The organism is Colwellia sp. SU-HH00943, from assembly GCF_057546125.1.
Window position 1 is genome coordinate 636,257 of the sequence record NZ_BAAJLW010000003.1, and the last position, 19,676, is coordinate 655,932.

General features: G+C 37.2%; 15 protein-coding genes. 5 read left to right on the forward strand and 10 right to left on the reverse strand.

Going from position 1 to position 19,676, the window contains the following annotated elements; genetic code table 11:
- Positions 1–296: 296 nt before the first annotated feature.
- Complete coding sequence (locus AC27GZ_RS11280) at positions 297–1,469, reverse strand: cystathionine beta-lyase (RefSeq protein WP_487095147.1); 1,173 nt, start codon at positions 1,467–1,469, stop codon at positions 297–299.
- Positions 1,470–1,601: 132 nt separating this feature from the next.
- Positions 1,602–3,980: a DNA polymerase II gene (locus tag AC27GZ_RS11285; protein WP_487095148.1), complete on the reverse strand. Its 2,379-nt coding sequence runs from the start codon at positions 3,978–3,980 to the stop codon at positions 1,602–1,604.
- Between the two features lie 100 nt (positions 3,981–4,080).
- Between AC27GZ_RS11285 and dinG the strand changes: the two genes are divergently transcribed.
- Positions 4,081–6,201: an ATP-dependent DNA helicase DinG gene (gene dinG / locus AC27GZ_RS11290; protein ID WP_487095149.1), complete on the forward strand. Its 2,121-nt coding sequence runs from the start codon at positions 4,081–4,083 to the stop codon at positions 6,199–6,201.
- Positions 6,202–6,223: 22 nt separating this feature from the next.
- Here dinG and AC27GZ_RS11295 read toward each other — a convergent pair whose 3' ends face one another.
- On the reverse strand, positions 6,224–6,682 hold the full coding sequence (locus AC27GZ_RS11295) for a GNAT family N-acetyltransferase (protein ID WP_487095150.1): 459 nt from the start codon (positions 6,680–6,682) through the stop codon (positions 6,224–6,226).
- A gap of 78 nt (positions 6,683–6,760) precedes the next feature.
- The gene (locus AC27GZ_RS11300; RefSeq protein ID WP_487095151.1) at positions 6,761–7,009 is read right to left on the reverse strand and encodes a putative quinol monooxygenase; all 249 of its coding nucleotides are present in this window, start codon (positions 7,007–7,009) and stop codon (positions 6,761–6,763) included.
- Positions 7,010–7,316: 307 nt separating this feature from the next.
- On the opposite strand from AC27GZ_RS11300, the gene AC27GZ_RS11305 reads away from it, so the two are divergent.
- Complete coding sequence (locus AC27GZ_RS11305; protein ID WP_487095152.1) at positions 7,317–7,727, forward strand: hypothetical protein; 411 nt, start codon at positions 7,317–7,319, stop codon at positions 7,725–7,727.
- A gap of 207 nt (positions 7,728–7,934) precedes the next feature.
- Here the strand turns inward: AC27GZ_RS11305 and AC27GZ_RS11310 are convergent, their stop codons facing one another.
- The 3 genes from AC27GZ_RS11310 to AC27GZ_RS11320 all read right to left on the reverse strand — a co-directional run bounded on the left by AC27GZ_RS11310 (position 7,935) and on the right by AC27GZ_RS11320 (position 10,051).
- Positions 7,935–8,123: a hypothetical protein gene (locus tag AC27GZ_RS11310; RefSeq protein ID WP_487095153.1), complete on the reverse strand. Its 189-nt coding sequence runs from the start codon at positions 8,121–8,123 to the stop codon at positions 7,935–7,937.
- A gap of 86 nt (positions 8,124–8,209) precedes the next feature.
- Positions 8,210–8,902 carry a substrate-binding periplasmic protein gene (locus AC27GZ_RS11315; protein ID WP_487095154.1) on the reverse strand — a complete coding sequence of 231 codons (693 nt, stop codon included), beginning with the start codon at positions 8,900–8,902 and terminating at the stop codon, positions 8,210–8,212.
- Between the two features lie 165 nt (positions 8,903–9,067).
- A complete protein-coding gene (locus AC27GZ_RS11320) occupies positions 9,068–10,051 on the reverse strand; it encodes a response regulator transcription factor (RefSeq protein ID WP_487095155.1) in 984 nt (327 codons plus the stop codon).
- 76 nt (positions 10,052–10,127) lie between these two features.
- Here AC27GZ_RS11320 and AC27GZ_RS11325 point away from each other — a divergent pair, with 76 nt between their 5' ends.
- Positions 10,128–11,786, forward strand: coding sequence for an FAD-dependent oxidoreductase (locus AC27GZ_RS11325; protein ID WP_487095156.1), 1,659 nt, complete (start codon positions 10,128–10,130; stop codon positions 11,784–11,786).
- Positions 11,786–13,522 (forward strand): thiamine pyrophosphate-binding protein, encoded by a 1,737-nt coding sequence (locus AC27GZ_RS11330; protein WP_487095157.1) that lies wholly within the window; start codon positions 11,786–11,788, stop codon positions 13,520–13,522. The genes AC27GZ_RS11325 and AC27GZ_RS11330 overlap by 1 nt, the downstream gene beginning before the upstream one ends.
- A gap of 99 nt (positions 13,523–13,621) precedes the next feature.
- Here the strand turns inward: AC27GZ_RS11330 and AC27GZ_RS11335 are convergent, their stop codons facing one another.
- Both AC27GZ_RS11335 and AC27GZ_RS11340 read right to left on the reverse strand, forming a co-directional pair.
- On the reverse strand, positions 13,622–16,672 hold the full coding sequence (locus AC27GZ_RS11335) for an efflux RND transporter permease subunit (RefSeq protein WP_487095158.1): 3,051 nt from the start codon (positions 16,670–16,672) through the stop codon (positions 13,622–13,624).
- Position 16,673: 1 nt separating this feature from the next.
- On the reverse strand, positions 16,674–17,720 hold the full coding sequence (locus AC27GZ_RS11340) for an efflux RND transporter periplasmic adaptor subunit (protein ID WP_487095159.1): 1,047 nt from the start codon (positions 17,718–17,720) through the stop codon (positions 16,674–16,676).
- 174 nt (positions 17,721–17,894) lie between these two features.
- Here AC27GZ_RS11340 and AC27GZ_RS11345 point away from each other — a divergent pair, with 174 nt between their 5' ends.
- A complete protein-coding gene (locus tag AC27GZ_RS11345) occupies positions 17,895–18,467 on the forward strand; it encodes a TetR/AcrR family transcriptional regulator (protein ID WP_487095160.1) in 573 nt (190 codons plus the stop codon).
- 206 nt (positions 18,468–18,673) lie between these two features.
- Here the strand turns inward: AC27GZ_RS11345 and pdsO are convergent, their stop codons facing one another.
- Positions 18,674–19,507, reverse strand: a complete 834-nt coding sequence (pdsO, locus tag AC27GZ_RS11350; RefSeq protein WP_487095161.1) for a sortase-associated OmpA-like protein PdsO — start codon at positions 19,505–19,507, stop codon at positions 18,674–18,676.
- Between the last annotated feature and the right edge of the window lie 169 nt (positions 19,508–19,676).

Sequence of the window (19,676 nt, forward strand, 5' to 3'; positions counted from 1 at the left end):
GAAGTTAAAGATTAGCCAATAGCATAGACTGAAATGAATTAACAAAATATAGGCTTTTATATGTCATACGTCAGCGATTGCTGAAAAGAAATAGCAATACATATATTTAGGAAAGTGAATTATAACAATTTAAAAATTGAAAGAGTTTAAACAGTGAATAAACTCTTTCAATAGTCTTGGGGATTAATATCCATATGCATATTTTCTGAGTTAGTAAGTGTTATTATTACGCTTATCACCGCAATGATAATATTAACCAGCTCTTAACGACACAAAACTACACTAGATAAAACTATCTACAGGTGTTGATTAAATTGTATGAAAGCTTGCTCAAGATCGGCAATTAAATCATCAACATCTTCTAAACCAATGTGTAAGCGTATAAGTGGGAACTCTGCTGTCCATTTGGTTGCGGTACGGATAGAGCCAATACTAGTAATACCTAACACTAAAGACTCAAACCCTCCCCAAGAATACCCCATCTTAAAATGCGTTAAACTATCTAGAAAGGCAGTTAATGCTTCTTTATTGCCACAATTTAAGGTGAAAGAAAATAAACCGTTTGAACCGTTAAAATCTCGCTTGAAGAATTCGTGTCCTGGGCAAGATTCAAATGCTGGGTGTAAAATAGTATCAACTTCAGATCTTTGCTCTAACCATTTTGCTACCTTAAGTGCACTTTCTTGATGTTGTTTTAAACGAACACCAATGGTACGAATACCACGTAAAGCAAGATATAAGTCATCAGGCGAAGTACACTGCCCCATTAAGTAACTATTATCTCTAAGTTGTGGCCAATACTTTTCAGTTGCTGTCGCTGTCCCTAACATTACATCGGAATGACCAACAATGTATTTAGTTGCCGCTTGCACACTAATATCAACACCATAATCAAATGGTTTAAAGTTAATACCAGCACCCCAAGTGTTATCAAGCATGACAATACAATCATGTTGATGGGCTATTTTACTAATAGTAGGAACATCTTGAACTTCCATGGTAATAGAGCCAGGAGATTCTAAAAAGACTATTCGAGTATTAGGTTGGATCAAACTTTCAATACCCGCACCAATCATAGGATCATAATAAGTAGTTTCAATGCCCATTTTACCGAGTATTTTATCGCAATAGTCACGGGTTGGCTCATAAGCACTATCTACCATTAAAATGTGATCACCGGTTTTAACAAAGGATAAAATAGCATTGGTTATCGCCGCTGTACCTGATGGATAAAGTGCACAACCTGCGCCACCTTCAAGCTGAGTCATGGCATCACTAAACGCAAATGACGTTGTTGTACCACGGCGGCCATAAAGCATCGTGTTGTTATGGCGGTTTTTTAACGCATGGTTCATTTCTTTAACAGTATCAAATACCACTGTTGAAGCTCGTGTAACACTTGGATTAACTACACCGCGAGTAAACTCAGCTTTACGTCCTGCACTGACTATTTTAGTATCTTGTTTCATTAGCAACCTTAAATATGCAACCTAAACATGTTTTTTTAATAGCTATCTAGCCATCTAAAAACTATCTCTATTTATACCCTGAAACACCTTGTATTTCACCTATTATTTTTACTTTCTCTAAATAAGTTAACATTAAAACAACCCCAGCTGCGTATCGGTCAACTGTTCGAAGCTAGTGCCAATAAAAGGTAATATTGCATCTGCAACAGCACAAAGTTGTCGATCAATATAAAATTGATAATCTAATGGGGATGACAAGTGTTCAATGGCTTGTGGGCCATTAACTGTCATATAGTATTCGATCCAGCCGCGTTTTTGATAACGCAAAGGTTTCCCCTGTTTTTGATTAATATCATCAGCTAAACGAGCAGCTTTAACATGCGGTGGTACATTCTTTACATAATCTTTTAATTTACGGCGAATACGCTTGCGATAAATAAGCTTATCGTCAAAGTCACCATTTAAGGTCTGCTTAACGGTATCTTTAATAAAGTCATCAACACTTTCTTGATTAAATACTTTTAAATATAACGTATGTTGAAAATCTTTTGCCAATTGCGTCCAATCTGTTCTAACACTTTCTAAGCCTTTAAAAATAAGTTTATCTGGTGTTGTTCCTCCCTTACAGACTATGCCAGCATAACGTTTTTTAGTACCAACATCTCTGCCACGAATAGTGGGCATAAAAAATTTACTAAAATGCGTTTCAAACTCTATTTCTAACTCACAAGAAAGCGCAAACTCCTTTCTGACATACGCTTGCCACTTATCATTAATAAACGTTTGCAGCTCTTTACCTAAAGTTTTACTAGCATTGGACGATAGCTCAGCCCCTACGTGAACGAAAATAGAATCTGTATCTCCGTAAATAACTTTATAGCCCTTATCTTCAATCCACGTTTTAGTGGTTTTTAAAATGGCATGACTACGTTTGGTAATCGATCCCGATAAACGAGGATCAAAAAATCGACAGCCAGTAGAGCCTAACACCCCGTAAAAACTGTTCATAATAATTTTAATCGCTTGCGATAAAGCCGCGTTTTTCTGCGCTTTAGCCTTATCACGCTCTTGCCAAAGTGAAGTAATAATTTTGGGTAAAAAATGTTGTTCACGAGAAAAATAAGCACCATCAAAGCCCGGAATACACTCTTGCCCTGCTTCATGTTCACGTAAGCCTTCAATCAAACCCATAGGATCTATTTTGAAAGTGCGGATAATACTTGGGTATAGTGACTTGAAATCCAATACTAATACATTGTCATAAAGGCCAGGAATGGAGTCCATGACATAGCCACCAGGTGAAACTAGCTCTGATGCCCCGTCTCCCATATTAGGCGCAACATAACCACTTCGATGTAATTTAGGTAAATACAGGTTAGTAAAAGCAGCTACAGAGCCACCTATTCTATCAATAGCAAGGCCTGTAAGCTGTGCCCGTAGCTGGGCAAAATCTAATAATTGAGTCTTCTCAAAAATAAGCCAAACTAAACGGCAATCTTCTAAATTATAGGCTGCAAGCGCTTGTTTATTATGATTAAAGTTGTCGGTAATTTCTTTAACGCGATTTTCAACATCCTCAACTTTTTTACCGATCCCTAATAACGTATTAGCGACATTATCCAAAGAAAAGCTAGGAAAATTATAGGTAGCCGTTTTTAGTAGATCGATGCCATCTAGTACTACTCGACCAGCAATTTCAATAAACTCTTGCTCACTGTTATTGGTATTTTTACGCCAACGTGGCGCACTACCATCACGGCCAATCGCAAATTTAATATGGTGAAGATCCATTCGCTTTTGTAATAAACGAAAATCAAAATTAATCACATTCCAACCAATAAAAATATCGGCGTCAATTAACGCTATTTGCTCGATAAGTGCTAACAGTAGCTGTTTTTCATCTTTCAACCACTGAATATACTCTGGTGCATTACTTTCTTGCTCACCTATCATCAATACGCAGCGAAACTCTTCATCATTATTTGCATAAAGTCCTATAGAATAAAGCTCGCCAGCCATTGAACACTCTATATCAATAGATACCATAGTTAGCTTTATTGATAGTTTTTCTGCTGCTTTTTTACACTTAACTTGGCCGCTATCAATAAAGTCGATATCTGAGGTAATAAAACGCTCCATCAAATACCTATCATCAGGGCGAATATCATCTTCATAGCATTTTATCTGTTGCCCTTTGAGACAATCCCGAGCTCGATAAAACTGAGTTAAACTTGAAAAATAAAAACCATGTACATATCGTTGTTCAAAGGTTTTAAGTTGTAATGCTTGTTGCTTGACGAGCAAAATATTGTGGTTTTCAAGTAATTGAATCGCTTGTTCAAACTGTCTAGCTTCCACAAAAAAAACAGCTAATTCATTCTGTATAACTGTTTTATAGGCCTTTTCTTTACCTTTGAGCCATAAGGTGATCTGCATAGCATTGCCCTTATCTTGTACATGACGACTTAACAAGAAACCGCTTTGTATAGACTGTGGCAATGGCTGAGACATAATTTTTAAAAAGTATGGAAATTTTAAGAAGAAAGGTTAAAAACCTGTTATTATATACAGCATCATATCGTATTCGCTGTCTAATGGAAACCATCGCTACATGTTAACTGACAAATTGAAACAAGTGATCCGCCAATCATATAAAGCCATTGGTGAGAACTTAAACAATTTTAACCCACGTAAACAACAAACCTTTCTGATTGCAGAAATAGCGAAAACATTAGCGGGTGATTACAGCAAAGATAGAAAAATCATTACTATTGAAGCTGGAACAGGCACGGGTAAATCACTAGCCTATAGCTTAGGTGCCATCCCGCTAGCATTAGCACGTGATAAAAAAGTGTGTATTTCAACAGCTACTGTTGCGCTTCAAGAACAACTTGTCGATAAAGACCTACCATTTCTTAAAGAACATGCTGGCTTAAAGTTCGATTTTGCACTAGTTAAAGGTCGCCAAAGATATGTCTGTAGACAAAAACTTGCCCAAGCGGTAGCTACAGACTCGCCTCAAGCAGGCTTCACCTTCGCAGAAAAGCCTAAAGCGAGCGATATTCGAACGTTAAATGCGATGCATAAAGCGCTCAATGACGGCTCATGGTTAGGAGATATCGATTCTTGGAAAACCCCTATTCCACACCATATTTGGTCACAAGTACAAAGTGATAAACACAGCTGTTTAAAAACCTTAGCTGATCATCACCATTGCCCTTTTCATAAAGCGCGTGAAACCATGGAGCAGGCGAATGTTTTAGTGGTGAATCACAGCTTATTATTGGCTGACTTAGAGTTAGGAGGTGGCCGAATTTTGTCTCCGCCTGATGAAACTTTTTATATTATTGATGAAGCGCACCATTTACCGAAAATTACCCGAGATCATTCCAGTGCCAGCATAACCCTACGTGGCGCAATTGATTGGTTGTCAAAGCTCAGAGAAACCGGCGATAAAATGGCTAAGTTGATCAAATCACAGCGCGCTATTTCACCCGCATTAAAGCTCAGTGATGATTGCCAAGATTTAGTCATTGAAATGCAAAAAGTACTGACATTTGTTGAAAACAATGCCAATGTATATTTTATCGAAGCTCAAAAAAGCGACAATAACTTTAAACCAAGTGATGAGCAAGTCTATCGTTTTGACAACGGTATCATCCCCAAAACCCTTAAAAACTGGGCGGAAGACTGTAATGAACTCAGTAAAAAATCTTTAAGTCATTTAAATAAACTTTACAATGCCTTGATTGAAGCTGTTAAAGATGGCGATGTTCAAATGTACCTTGCCGAGCCAGTATTAAGTGAAGCTGGTTTTATGCTCCAGAGACTAGAGAACCTAGAGAGCCTTTGGCATATGTTTGCCAAATCAGACAGTGAAAAAGCAGCACCAATGGCAAGGTGGTTACAAAAACAGCTTCCAAATAAAGGTAATAACCGACAAGACTACTTACTTTGTGCTTCTCCTATTGAAGTGGGTTTTACACTGGAAGATAAGTTATGGAGCCAATGTGAAGGAGCTGTATTATGCTCAGCAACCCTCTTAGCTTTAAATTCCTTTGATCATTTTCGCTTTCAAGCAGGCCTTCAAAATAACGATGGCAGTCAATATCAACAGGTTACATCGCCATTTGATTATCAAAATAATGCTCAACTCGTGGTAGCTAAAATGGTAAACGAGCCAAGTGCTGTTGATTTTACCGATGAACTAATTAAAAAATTACCCAAATACCTTGAGCAAGGTAGTGCAAGCTTAGTGTTATTCTCATCTTACTGGCAAATGGAAAAAGTTGCTCAAGCACTTAGAGACAATCATAAATTAGACATTGCCGTACAAGGGGAACACTCACGTCAACACATTATTGAAGATCATAAAAAGCGTTGTGACGATAACAAAACCAGTATTATTTTTGGTACCCAGAGTTTTTCTGAGGGCTTAGATTTACCTGGAGATTATTTGAATAACTTAATTATCACAAAACTCCCTTTTTCTGTGCCAACGTCACCTGTTGAACAAGCTCAAGCAGAGTATGTCTCAGCGAAAGGTGGTAACCCGTTTATGTCATTATCGGTTCCAGATACATCAAAAAAATTAGTACAAGCTTGCGGCCGTTTATTGCGTAACGAAATGGATGAAGGGGTTATTACGTTAATGGATAAACGCGTGGTAACTAAACGCTATGGTAAACAGTTACTTGACTCCTTGCCGCCATTTCAACGTGTAATAGAATAAACTTGCTAGGGCGCGATAAAAACTACTCAATAACTTTGGTAAAAAACATGCTATATGGATCTTCTTGATAATCTCCAAACGGGGGGCATGTTTGAAAACCAAAACCTTGATAAAGTTTATGAGCAGGAATAAATGCATCCATTGTCCCTGTTTCTAAACTTACCCTCTCAACCCCTTTACTTTTTGCATTATTTAAAATGTGTACGAGTAATTTAGCCGCAACACCTTGTCTTAAAAATGCCTTACTCGCTCTCATCGACTTAAGCTCTGCATGTTTATCCGTTAAATATTTAAGTGCGCCACAACCCGCTAACTGATTATGTTCCCAAGCAGACCAGAAAGTAATATCAGAGCTTTTTAACGTCGATAAATCAAGAGCATGCACACTTTCTACTGGTGAATGTTTCAGCATATCTTCATGGTGTTCTAACAGTAATTGCTTAACTTGTTCGTTTTCAAGGCTATCAATAACAATGTGCATTTACTCTCCGTAAATTTTTTTTAAATAATAATTTTCTTCTTATAACTTTTAAAACTTCCTGCTTAGAAATAACGATTATTAATTATTTACTATCGTATAAAATCTTTGAACATTTTTAGTTATAGCGCCCCATCGGGAGTTTTTCACTCTTTTTTGATGGTGTTCAAATGATTGTTGGTTAGCAAACTCTTCATAAACATGAAATTTATTTTTCTCACCAGTATCCTGACTAACTTTAAACATAATGCAGCCAGTCTCTTTTAAAGTTAATTGCTTATGTGTGATGAGTTCTGCCTTCACTTGCATTAAGTCTTCATCACTAACCAAAATGTAACCCTGTAATGTAATTTTCGACAAAACTAATTTCTCTCTGAACTAAACTAAAGCTTTAGAAAAAGCTAAAATCATAAAATAAAAATACCAACTTACTTTACCTTATTATTTTCCAGTAAAGATATTGAAATTTACCTTGAATATATTTTTTCACTTTACGTATCTTTACACAGTTATACTTTACAATACCTAAATTCAGGCACTATTTAGGCTCATCATGACTTTCTCGAAACCACTTTGCTATCTTCCGTTTTTAATATTTTTTACTCTTGCTGGCTGTAGTAGCGTTAGTAAGTCAGATATGAAGGATTTTTTTAACACTAAAATTCAAGATGATGATTCAAAAATGTTTACCTTTACCGTGATTGTTTCAAGCACTAATAACGATAAAAAAATTGCATCAAAAAATAAGCAAACACCGCAAGGTAAAAGCTCTAGAGAACAACAATCAAGAGGAAAAGATTCAGGAGGAAGAGGCGATAAAGGTAGCAGAAATAGCCAAAGCAATAACACTTCGATGGCTAATCGCATTAAGAATACTGAAGAGATGACAGAACTTTTTGAAGAATTACTAACAGAGCGTTTAGATCAAAACCAATATTGTCGTAAAGGCTTTATAGAACTTGAAAGAAGCTTCAGTGGTTCTATATTTACTTTACTTGGAGAATGTCATGAAAGTGCCACTGAAGCTGATAGAAAACGTTTTTTATAAGTCTTAACCTGAATTTTAATATTCGACTATTAGCACTTAATTAAATCTGACAGTCTTATTTGTGCAAAAAGCAAACATCGGTAACGCCTCATCCGGAGGCAATAGATATGTTGGCTAAAATTAAACCATGAAGGTGCAAAAACCAACTGTTAATTGGGTATACTAGACGGCCTTGTTAACAGCACTCTTAAACTGTGATTTATTCTTTTAAGATCTGTCTTTGAACCATTGTTCTAATTTTTCTTGAAATGACGAGCCTGATTTTGCAGCATAAAACCTACTTGCCGATATGATAATTAAAATTGTAGCGATGATAATATTGAAAGCAGAACCTTCAATAACACCTATATAAAAAAGTACTAGTCCAATAATTGCCATAAATACCTGAGCAAACATAAAACCTCCTTGATTAACGACAACTCATTAATAACTACAACAACAATCAAAATTGTTTTTAATCGATTTAGAATGATAAAAGTGAGTTAGTGAGTATTAGAAAGTACTCTATTTAAAGATTGTTCCAAAGAGCTTTGCTCACTATACCATGCACTTTTCCTAGACACTCCAAGATAAAGAGGCATATCTACTATGTAATCAAAATCTTGTTTTTTTATTGTGCCATTAGGATCAAATGGTTGAATGTGATTGATATCAAATGAAGGTGGTGCGATAAATACGTCAATACGATTGTTCTTTATAAGGTTTACCATTATTTTTAAATCTAAAACGGGCACTTTGGTAAAGTTAGTTGCTTGGTCAAACTTTTCAAAGTGTTTATAACCTCTTAGATGCCCAATAATCAAACCATCGAGATCCGAAAATGATTTAATTGTTTTATTCTTGGAATAAAATCGAAAACCTGCATTTTGAACAGCAAAATGTGGAGAGAGGTATTGAATAAATTCTTCTCTGTCATGTGTTTTGAAAAGGTCATCAATAATATCTGCCTGCCCTGTTTCAATGAGTTTTAAACATCTAGCCCATGGACAAGGATATAACTCAATAGGAACCCCAAGCTCCTTCCCTAATTTCACAACAATATTATCTTCTAATTGGCCTGACTCAAATCTATCTATGTACTCAGGGATTGCAGCAAAGATTAATTTCTTCGGTTTAGCTACTGCTGGGAGGGAAAGTAAACTTATTGCTAAAAGCCAACAGAATATATTAAACAATTAGGAAATCCATTTTTCAAATTAATAAATAATTTTATCAGTATAGCACTGTAATACTAAAGTGCAGAATGTAAAAGTTTAATCATTTTGGATATGAATGAAATGAACCAAAGACTGATATTAACTTAGTTATCTACCCAGCTAAAAGTTTAAACATAATCAAGGCTATAATAATTTAAATAATTCGCTCTTACTTCCTATGTTTAACTTTTGATAAATACGGTATAGGTGATTTGACACAGTAGAGGGAGACAAATGTAACTCACGTGCCGCTTCTTTAAATGTTCCTCCTTTCGCTAACACTTTCACTATTTCTAGCTCTCGCTCAGACAGGCTATCCAGCGGTCCTTGAGGCCAAATTTCAACAATAATCAAGTCATTAAATGGCTTTAACTCAACTTGCAAACCCTCTACTTCGTAGCGATTGACCGCGCCATCCAATGCAAAAGGCAATTTAACTAAGTCAGCTTGAGGAAAAAAGCGCTCTAATAAATCGATAAAGCTAGATTGTAATTGATGAAAATAACCTTCACCGTCACAAATAGCCTTGTGACTATTTTTCTTAGTTTTAATGCTTTTATTATCAACGTATTCTAACTGGAGAAAAAGTGCATGCTTAGCAGCAGAGAGTAAATGGTAAAGTGCCTGTTTCTGTACTGCTTTATCTTGTGGGGTAAACGCATTATCGCGTTTAAAGCGATAAAGACTAAGCACAGTAAATAAGCCTGTCCGTTCATCCAAATGAATGGAAGATAGAATTCTTTCTATACCATGAGGTTTAAAACATGTTAAATAAATCTCAGACTGATAAAAATCTTCATCCGTCATCAAGTCCTGCATATCTATCGGCGACCCTAAATTTTCAAACAATTTAGTGGCGATAGGGTTAATTGCTAGGTTATCAAGTAAGCATTGGGTGAGTGTTTCCGATACATTGACCAAAGTATGGTTATGAAAACGCCTAGTGTACTGGTGGCCGTTACTCCATATAGCCCCATCAAACTCAATTAAATTTTGCAATTGAGCAAGTGCCCAATCACGGTATTCCGCCAAATCTATTTGGCTAGTCGCCCTATATAGTTCACTGATAAACTGATTTAATTCATCGGAGTTTGGCGATAAAGCTTTTGTCGTTGGCGATAAACTCATTAGGTAATTTTTACTATAGCGCTGAAGAAATCATAGACTATGATAATGCTATGACAACCAAACTGATGCAAGATGTATGTCGACAAATACCCCAGAGCAAAAGAATAAAATTAATTATGACGTAGTAATCATTGGTGCGGGTATCGCGGGTTTAACAGCAGCCCTTGAACTTGCCAAAGCCAACAAGCAAGTATGTATACTTGATGCCCAAGATGAAGAAAAAGTGGGCGGTTTAGCTCGCTCTGCTTTTGGTGGTATGGCACTTATTGGCACACCCGAGCAAAAGCGTAATGGTATAACCGACAATGCTGATATTGCGTTAAAAGACTGGTTTTCTTTTGCTAACTTTTCAACGCAAGATGTTTATCCAAAACAATGGGCAAAGCTTTATGTAGAGCGCAGTTATCAAGACATTTATCAATACGTAAAAAAACTAGGTATAACCTTTTTACCTGCAGTGAACTGGGTTGAACGTGGGTTGTACGGAGATGGTAACTCGGTACCGCGTTACCATGTTATATGGGGGACATCTTTAGAGTTAGTTAATAAAATGCTCGATGCTATAGCGCCCTTTAAGCATAAAAACATTCACTTTAGTTTTAATTGTAAAATTACACAGTTACTTACGAATGATAACGGTGTTATTGGTTGCCAAGATAATCATGGCAACAACTACTTTGCAGATTCAACTATAGTTGCTACAGGTGGTTTTACAGGTAACCTAACTAAAGTAAAAGCCAACTGGCCAAAACATTTTTCCCCTGCCCCAGATCTTTTACTTAATGGTACACATCCAAGTTGTGATGGCGCAATACACGATGAAGTAGCTAACCTTGGCGGTAATGTAACTCACCTAGATAAAATGTGGAATTATGCTGCTGGAATTCCTCACCCACAAGCAAACTTTGATAAGCAAGGTTTAAGTTTAATTCCCTGTAAGTCAGCCCTTTGGTTGAACAGTGAAGGCAAGCGAATAGGTCCTGAACCATTAGTGACAGGTTTTGATACCCATGAACTTTGCAAAAGCATGAGTGAACAAGAGAACGGCTATGCTTGGCAAGTGCTAAACTGGAAAATAGCCAGTAAAGAGTTTGCTATGTCAGGTACAGATCACAACCCGATGATCCGTGATAAAAAATTTATCACTATGTTAAAAGAAACTCTATTTGGCAATCATAGATTAGTTAAACAAATGCAAAAGGAAAGTGATCATTTTATTGTCGCTGATACGGTTGATGAACTTGCTAAAAAAATGAATGGGATTACTGACAAACCCCGTATTGATTCTAAAGCTTTACAACAAACGCTCGATGAATATGACGCAATTTTAGCAAGACCATCATCTCAGTGGAATGATGATCAAATTAGGCGTATTGAGCATGCACGTAAGTGGAAAGCAGATAAATTAAGAACCTGTAAACCCCACCCAATTCAAGATGTGAAACACGGACCTTTAATTGCCATTAAAATATCACTAATCAGCCGAAAAAGTTTAGGTGGCATTCAAACTAATATACAGTCTCAAGTGCTCAATAATAATGATCATCCTATAACAGGGCTATACGCTATTGGTGAAGCTTCAGGCTTTGGTGGTGGCGGCTCAAATGGCATGAAATCACTTGAAGGAACTTTCTTAGCAGGTTGCATATTAACTGCTCAACAAGCAGCGAAAAACATAAATAACATGAATCATAAAAATAACAATTTAAACTCAGATCCACAGGAAGCTAGCTAATGAAAAAAACAGCCGCATGGTTAACCCGATATGCATTAGAACAAATAGGGGTAAAACATACTTTTGGTATCCCAGGAGTGCATAATACTGAGTTGTATGACGAATTAAATAACTCAGAACAAATAACGCCAAACTTAGTTATGCACGAAGGACATGGTGGCTTTATGGCTGATGCAATCAGCCGTGTAACAAAATCAATAGGTACGCTCGTGATTGTTCCTGCCGCGGGAGTAACTCATGCTGCAAGCGGTATTGCTGAAGCTTACCTTGATGGCATCCCAATGCTAGTCATCACAGGTGGCATTCGTAATGATTCAAAATTTGATTACCAACTTCATGAAATGGATCAACTCAAATTAGTGGCAGGCTTTACTAAGGCAGCATTCAAAGTTAATACTCATGATGAAGTTATAGACACCATCTATAAAGCTTACGATATTGCCATTTCAGGCGAGCCGGGGCCTGTTTTTGTTGAAATCCCTGTTAATTTACAACTTGATAAAGCTGACATAAAAGAATTACCCACTTATATCCAACCTCCCCAAGCACAGTTATCAGAGCAAGTTATTAAGCAAATAGAAAATGCCGCTAAAATGTTAATGGATGCTAAATCCCCCGTTATTTTTGCTGGTTGGGGTGCTATGCATGCTAGCGAATTACTCGTTGCAATTAGCGAGCAAATTGGTGCCGCAGTAGCAACTACAATGCAAGGCATCAGTGCTTTTCCAGCAAATCATCCACTGCATGCAGGTTTTTGTTTTGGGCCAGCAGCAGCTCCTGCCCCGCAAAATGCATTCAATAATGCTGATTGCGTTCTTGCTATTGGCACTCGATTTGGTGAAATTGCCACGGGCAGTTTTGGTGGGGAATTACCAGAGCAACTGATTCATATCGATATCAATCCAAAGGTATTCGACGCTAACTTTAAAACCGCTATCGCCATCGAAGGTGATTCAAAACAAATTTGCCAACTATTACTCACTTCGATAACAGCACTAGGAGCCCAAAAAGACTCATCACAAACACAATTAAATCTTGCTGAAGATAAAAAAGCTTATAAAGAAACTTGGTATCAACATGACTCAAAAGATAAAGTTAACCCTGCTCTCTATTTTGATGAGCTAAGATCCCAGCTAAGTGATGATGCTCACATTGTTGTTGATGATGGCAATCATACCTTTTTAACCGCTGAGTTAATGCCTATTCATCAAGCATACGGATTAATTTCACCAACCGATTTTAACTGTATGGGTTATGCAACACCTGCTGCTATTGCGGTTAAAATGGCAAAGCCAACTCAAGAGGTACACGCCATTGTGGGTGACGGGGCATTTATGATGACAGCCACAGAGCTAGCAACCGCAGTAACTCACAATTTGGGGCTTGTGATTGGCGTATTTAATGACGGAGAGCTGTCTCAAATAGCCCAAGCTCAGCAAATCCCATACAACCGTAAAACTTGTACTGTATTGCCCGAAACTAAATTAAAAGGCTTAGCCATGGCAACGGGAGCTGAATATGTACGTATTGAAAATAACCATGAGATTAAAACTGGTTTAACTCAAGCAAGAGCCCTGGCACAAGAGAATAAAACAGTTATTTTAGATATCAATATTGATTATTCAAAAGCAACGGCATTTACTGAAGGCGCGGTTAAAACCAACTTAAAGCGCATGCCTTTCCCAACTAAAGTACGTATGGTTGGCAGAGCATTGATAAGAAAAGTAACGGGATAAATAAAGTTAAGTTCACAGCTTGTAGGCCTAATATATTTTTTAAACCTACAAGCTGTTATAGCACACTATTACCAATAAATTTACAGCAGAAAATGGTATCTACTTAGCCACTTTAATGCGATATAAACTACTGTAAAGTACTGGCACAGCAATTAATGTCAATATGGTTGCAAACGCTAAACCACCCATAATGGTTACTGACATGTCAGAGAAAAATGGATCTGTATATAGCGGCATTACACCTAAGATAGTCGTTATAGCCGCTAATGATACTGGTCTTAAACGACTTAAGCTTGCTTCAACAATCGCTCGTGCCTTTTCTTTACCTTCATCAATTTGAAGATCTATTTCTTCAAGTAAAACAATGGCATTTTTAATCAGCATGCCAAATAAACTTAAGAAGCCTAATAAAGACATAAAGCTAAATGGCATGTCTGCTAATAATAAGCCAGCAACCACACCTACTACTGCCATTGGCACGATCAGCCAGATAATTAAGGGTTGTCGAACGCGACCAAATAACACAACACTGATCAAAAACATCACCAAAAAGCCAAGAGGAAGCCCTTGTCCTAATGCCGCTTGTGCATCTTTAGAAGACTCATACTCACCTCCCCACTCTAAAACATAACCATCAGGTAAAGGAATAGCTTCAAGTTTTGGTTTTACTCGCTCAAAGGCAGCTCCGGCCGTTTCATCAAACCCTGCTTCTGCCTTAACCGTGATAGTTCTCACGCGATCACGACGATTAATTAACATCTCTTCGCTTTGATAACTAATTCCTGCGCTAACTTGTTTAAATGGAATATAACTGCGCTGACTTGAACTCCATACTAAACTATTTTCCAAAGCAGCTAACTCGTTCTTACTACTTTTAAGATTTTTAGCGACAATAGGGTATAAATAATCACCATCTTGTAATTGCCCTAATTGTAAGCCACTGGTATAAAACTGAATAGCATCGTTAAAATCACTGCGTGAAACGCCCGCGACACTTGCGGCATTATCATCATATTCAGGTGTTAAAGTGATGCCTTTATTACGCCAATTATCTCTAACATCACGTATCAAACCATCATTTGAATAAACCGCTTTGGCTTGTAATGCTAAATCTCGGAGCACCTCAGGATCTGGTCCTGAAAATCTCACTTGTAATTTAGCACCAGCACCTGGGCCAAATTGCATCATTTCTGAAAAATACTGAGCATCAGGGTTAACACTTTTTAATTTTTCAGCGACTTGCTTTGCAATAACAGGCAAGTCTTCAACATCCTTAACGCGCACCAAATACATACCATAACTCTCGTTAGGAAGCTCTGGCGCTAAAACCAAAGTAAAGCGCTCTGCACCACGGCCAATAAAACTAGTAAGCGACTCAACACCTTCAGAGTTTAAAATTAATTCTTCACCTTGTTTCATGTACTTTTCAGTAGCACGGATATCGGTATCTTGTGGTCCCCAATAATGAATAAAAAATATAGGCGCGTTTGACGGTGGGAAAAAGCCTTGTTTTATTAAGCCAAAACTTGCATAAGCACCAACAGTAATCGCTACTAAAAATACTATGGTTGCTGCTCTATATTTAAGAGCTGTTCTTAATAGAATTAAATAACCCTTATGAAATAATGATAAATTATCTTCCTCAGTCCCTTTTTCCGCAGTTTTATTAGCGACTTTATAAAAATATTTACCTAATAAAGGAGTCAGAGATATCGCTAAAATCCAGCTTAACATCAATGAGATCAAGACAACTGCGAATAAGGAAAACAAGAACTCCCCTGTTGCATCATCTGATAAACCAATACCCGAAAATGCAGCTATACCAATTATCGTTGCGCCAAGTAATGGCCACTGCGTTCGTTTAACAATAAAGCTTGCTGATTCAATCGCAGATTTACCCTTTTCCATCCTGAGCATCATGCCTTCAGCTACCACGATGGCATTATCCACCAGCATCCCCATGGCAATGATCATCGCGCCTAATGAAATTCTTTCTAACTGCAAGCCATAAAGCCACATAATTGCAATAGTGCCAAGTACAGTAACCAATAAAGTACCACCAACCACAACACCTGAGCGCCAGCCCATAAACAAGCAAAGTGCAAGCGTAACCACCGCAATAGACATTTCAAGGTTGAAAATAAAGCCACTTACTGCAACGTCAACCATATTGGCTTGATTATAAATAGAGGAAACCTCGATACCTGCTGGCATTTTAGCAAGCACTTCTTGAAGCTTTTCTTCAACTAATTTACCCACTTCAACAATATTAATGTCATTGAGCGCTGATATACCAATAGTAACAGCGCTAGCGCCATTATAGCGTTTTAGATCACTGGGAATATCTACCGCTTGTATGCTGAGATTAGCAATATCTTTAATTTTAACTGAAGCATTTTTCCCTGGAACGACTAAAGATAGGTTCTCAATTTCTTCAACTTTATTGGTGGCACTATCGATAGGAATACGAATTTGCTTATCACCAACATAAATACGCCCACCTGAGAAAGGTTTTAAATTACTGGCTAACACTTGTTGAATATCAGGAAATGACACCCCTAATCCAGCAATTTGATAACTGTCAATTTCGGCAACAATTTGCTCTTCTAAAATGCCATCAACAGCAACCTTTGCCACTCCATCAACAGTCAATAATTCTCGTCGAATAATACGAGAAAATTCACGCATTTGATAAGCTGAAAAATCTGGTGCTGTTAAGCTATAATACAAACCATAAACATCGCCAAAATCATCTACCACCATAGGTGCTGTAGCGCCAAGCGGCAGTGAAGATTGAATATCTCTTAAGCGCTTGCGTAACTCGTCCCATATTTGCGGTAAAAAAGGACCATCAATATGTGACTTCACCTCCATGATTACTTGCGAATAACCAGGTTTACTTACTGAGTCTAACTTCTTAAGTTGCCACATTTGTTGCAAGGTTATTTCTATTTGCTCAGTGACTTCTTTTTCAACTTTTTCAGCGCTAGCACCGGGATAATAAGTAAAAATAACCGCCTGTTTAATAGTAAAAGCTGGATCTTCTAAGCGCCCTATTTCATTCATGGCGATAACACCACCAATGATAAAACATAAAGCAACTAACCAAATATTTACCTGTTTTGTTATCGAATAGCGTGCAAAATCCATATTAAAAATCAGCCTTATATTCTTTAACTACTAGGCCAGATCTCATTTGATTAACCGCGGCTGAAACTACTTTATCTTCAGCTGTTAAACCATTCGTTACTACCACATAGTCACCAAATATTTTGGCTATATTAATTTCAACCTTTTCCACTTGAGAGGTTTCAGGATTAAATCGCCAAACATTAAAGCCAGCGTTTTTATCTCCTGAAACAGCGTTAATAGGAATTAACAATGAATGAGAAACGTCTTTATTTACTTTAACGTTAACCATGGCACGTGAACCTGGGTAAAATGCGTTGGTGATTTTGCTATCTAAAGCAAACGTAACACTATAGGTTTGAGTAATAGGATCTGGCGTGGTTTTATGCTCAACATAATGAATAGAAAAGATATTATCTTCTTGCCCTAAAATATGAGCAGTAGCTTCAACATTTCGATTATGAGCATTGGCGGTCATGATTCGTTCTGGTACATCAAATGAAAAATATAGTTGTGAACGATCTTGCAAGTTAGCCAGTGTGCTTCCAGCATTAATGTAACTATTATTTTCAATGAAACGTTCACCAATAATGGCATCAAATGGCGCTCTTATTGTTGTGTAACTTAAGTCTTGCTCGGCATTAGCAAGGGCAATTTCTGCAATGGAGTATGCGGATTCCGCATCATCTAAATCACTTTGAGAAGCAACATTTTTAGCAAAAATCTTTTTTATTCGTTTTAAATCTCTAGCGGCAACCTCAAAGCGAATTTTACTTTCATCCACTTTTCGTTGAAAAGGTGCGGCATCAATTTTCGCGAGTATTTGACCTTTTTTTACCGTGCTACCCGCAATAAGGTCAGTAAAAACTAGGCGGCCAGATACTTCAAATTTTAGATCTACATTTTTTACTGCCGATACTGTAGCTGGAAATTGATAGCTTTGCTCACTAGAAGCTAACTTAACGGCTGATAACTGTACCACTAACGGCTTTATTTCAACTTTTTTAACTTCCTGTTTTGAGCATGAAAATAAGGAAAATGCTAAAACAATTAATAATATACGGCTCACAATAACTCCAAATCGTGCGTCTATCAGTAAACGAATCAATGATAGTCTTAAATTAACGGCATATTAACACGGGTTTACACATTTACACAATAAGTAAACCTGTAAACTTATATTGCACCGCAATATTTATCACGATAAGATTAGCCCAATTGTGTTTTGCTCTGGTTTTAAATTTTGCTCAAGTCTACTGAAATAATCATTAATGCGGCTACAGATTGCTTTTTTCGTCATGGATATAATGCTGCCAACATTACAGCTATTAGCCGCCAAGCTGAAATTTCGCGTGTGACTATTCATAAACAATTCAGCTCTAAGAAAGAATTATTTAGAGCCGTTGTTGTTAATCACTTCTCTCAAAGTAAGCAAGATGTTATCGCGTATTCAAAAGCGCATGATAATTTTTGGCAAGCAACGCAAGATTTGCTGTTAAAGCGCTGTGAAGGCGTCTTTGATTGTGTCACTAGTAGCTTAATTCGTTCTGAGTTAATTCACTGCGGACATTCACTCTGCAGTGATATTATCGATACCGAAAAAGATGAAGTCGTCAAAGTTATTGAAAACCGTATATTAGAAGAAATCGCAGAAAAACGTTTATCTCTAATCAATATCGAGATGAATGCTTATGATCTTGCTAGAATTATTGAAGCAATCCCCGTCGGAATTGCGGTATCAAACTTTGATAAAGAAAGTGCCAATTTTATCTGTCATACCCTTAACCTTTTCAGGTTAGCAACAGAAATAACTTAGTGGTTAAGTCGCAAACGTACTTTTAATTGTGCTGCTACCATAAAAAGAACAGAGCCTAAGTAATTATCATGCAAGGAATAATAACTTAGGCTTTGAATACACAACTATTTTTTATTTACGGATATGGATTTAAATTCTAATAAACACCTCCTTTTTTAATTACACAACGACTGGGAGCTAATATTTTTTATAGCGAATACTTTTACTTAGTGGTTATTTGCCATTTGGTTATTTTCAAGTGAGCTTGGCTTGTGAAGCTTTAGCACCACACGGCGATCATAAAAGCTTACTTTTTTCTCGTTGTTCGCCACAACCGGTGATTGCTGTCCAAAAGCAAAGGTTTCAATTTGCTCTTCATCAACGCCTTGTGCCATTAATAAGGTTTTCACTGATTCTACTCTGGCTTGCGATAATGCTTGGTTTATAGACTCTTCTCCGGTTAAATCCGTATAGCCTGACAAGTCTATTTTCATTGCTGGCGAGCTATTTAGTATTTGAGCAAGTGCTGACACTTGTTCTTGATAATGTGGCGCTATCTCACTTGAGCCGGTTGAGAATTGTAAACTCATTAGCAGGTTATCAGCCTGTAACTGACCCGTTTGTTGCTTACTTTCTAAGCTAACTAATTGCTTTTGATAAGCAGACTCAACACGTTGTAACTTTGCCTGATATTCATCTTTGATTTTCGCTTGTTGTAACCGCTGTGCTTCTTGCTCTTGAGTTAATGCTATGTTTAATTCTTCATTTTCATCATTTACGTTAATAAATTTAGCAATAAAAACACCGCCTACGCCTGCAATAATGGCTCCCAATGGGCCCGCTGCAATACCGCCGATAACAGCACCTGTGCCAAACCCTATATTTTCATTAGTTGTTTTAGCTTGGTGTTTTTCGGCTTCACTACGTTGTGTAAAGTTGATATCGTCATAAGCCGATACGGATGTGCTAGTTATAGCCGTTACAACTATGGCAGCAACTAACATCTTGCTTGGTGATTTTTTCGAAGTAATAACTGAGTTAACATCTTTGATAGTTTTCATAATAATTCCTCTTTCGTTTAGCTATTTAATCATGTGTGTATAAAACGTTTTTCGTTTACGGTTTCTATTAAACAGCGACAAAAAGGCATTAACATGTAGCAACAAAGGAAAATTAAAGGGCAAATGTGGCAACAAAATGGCAATTTCAAAAATTATGCGCGCTTTTGGG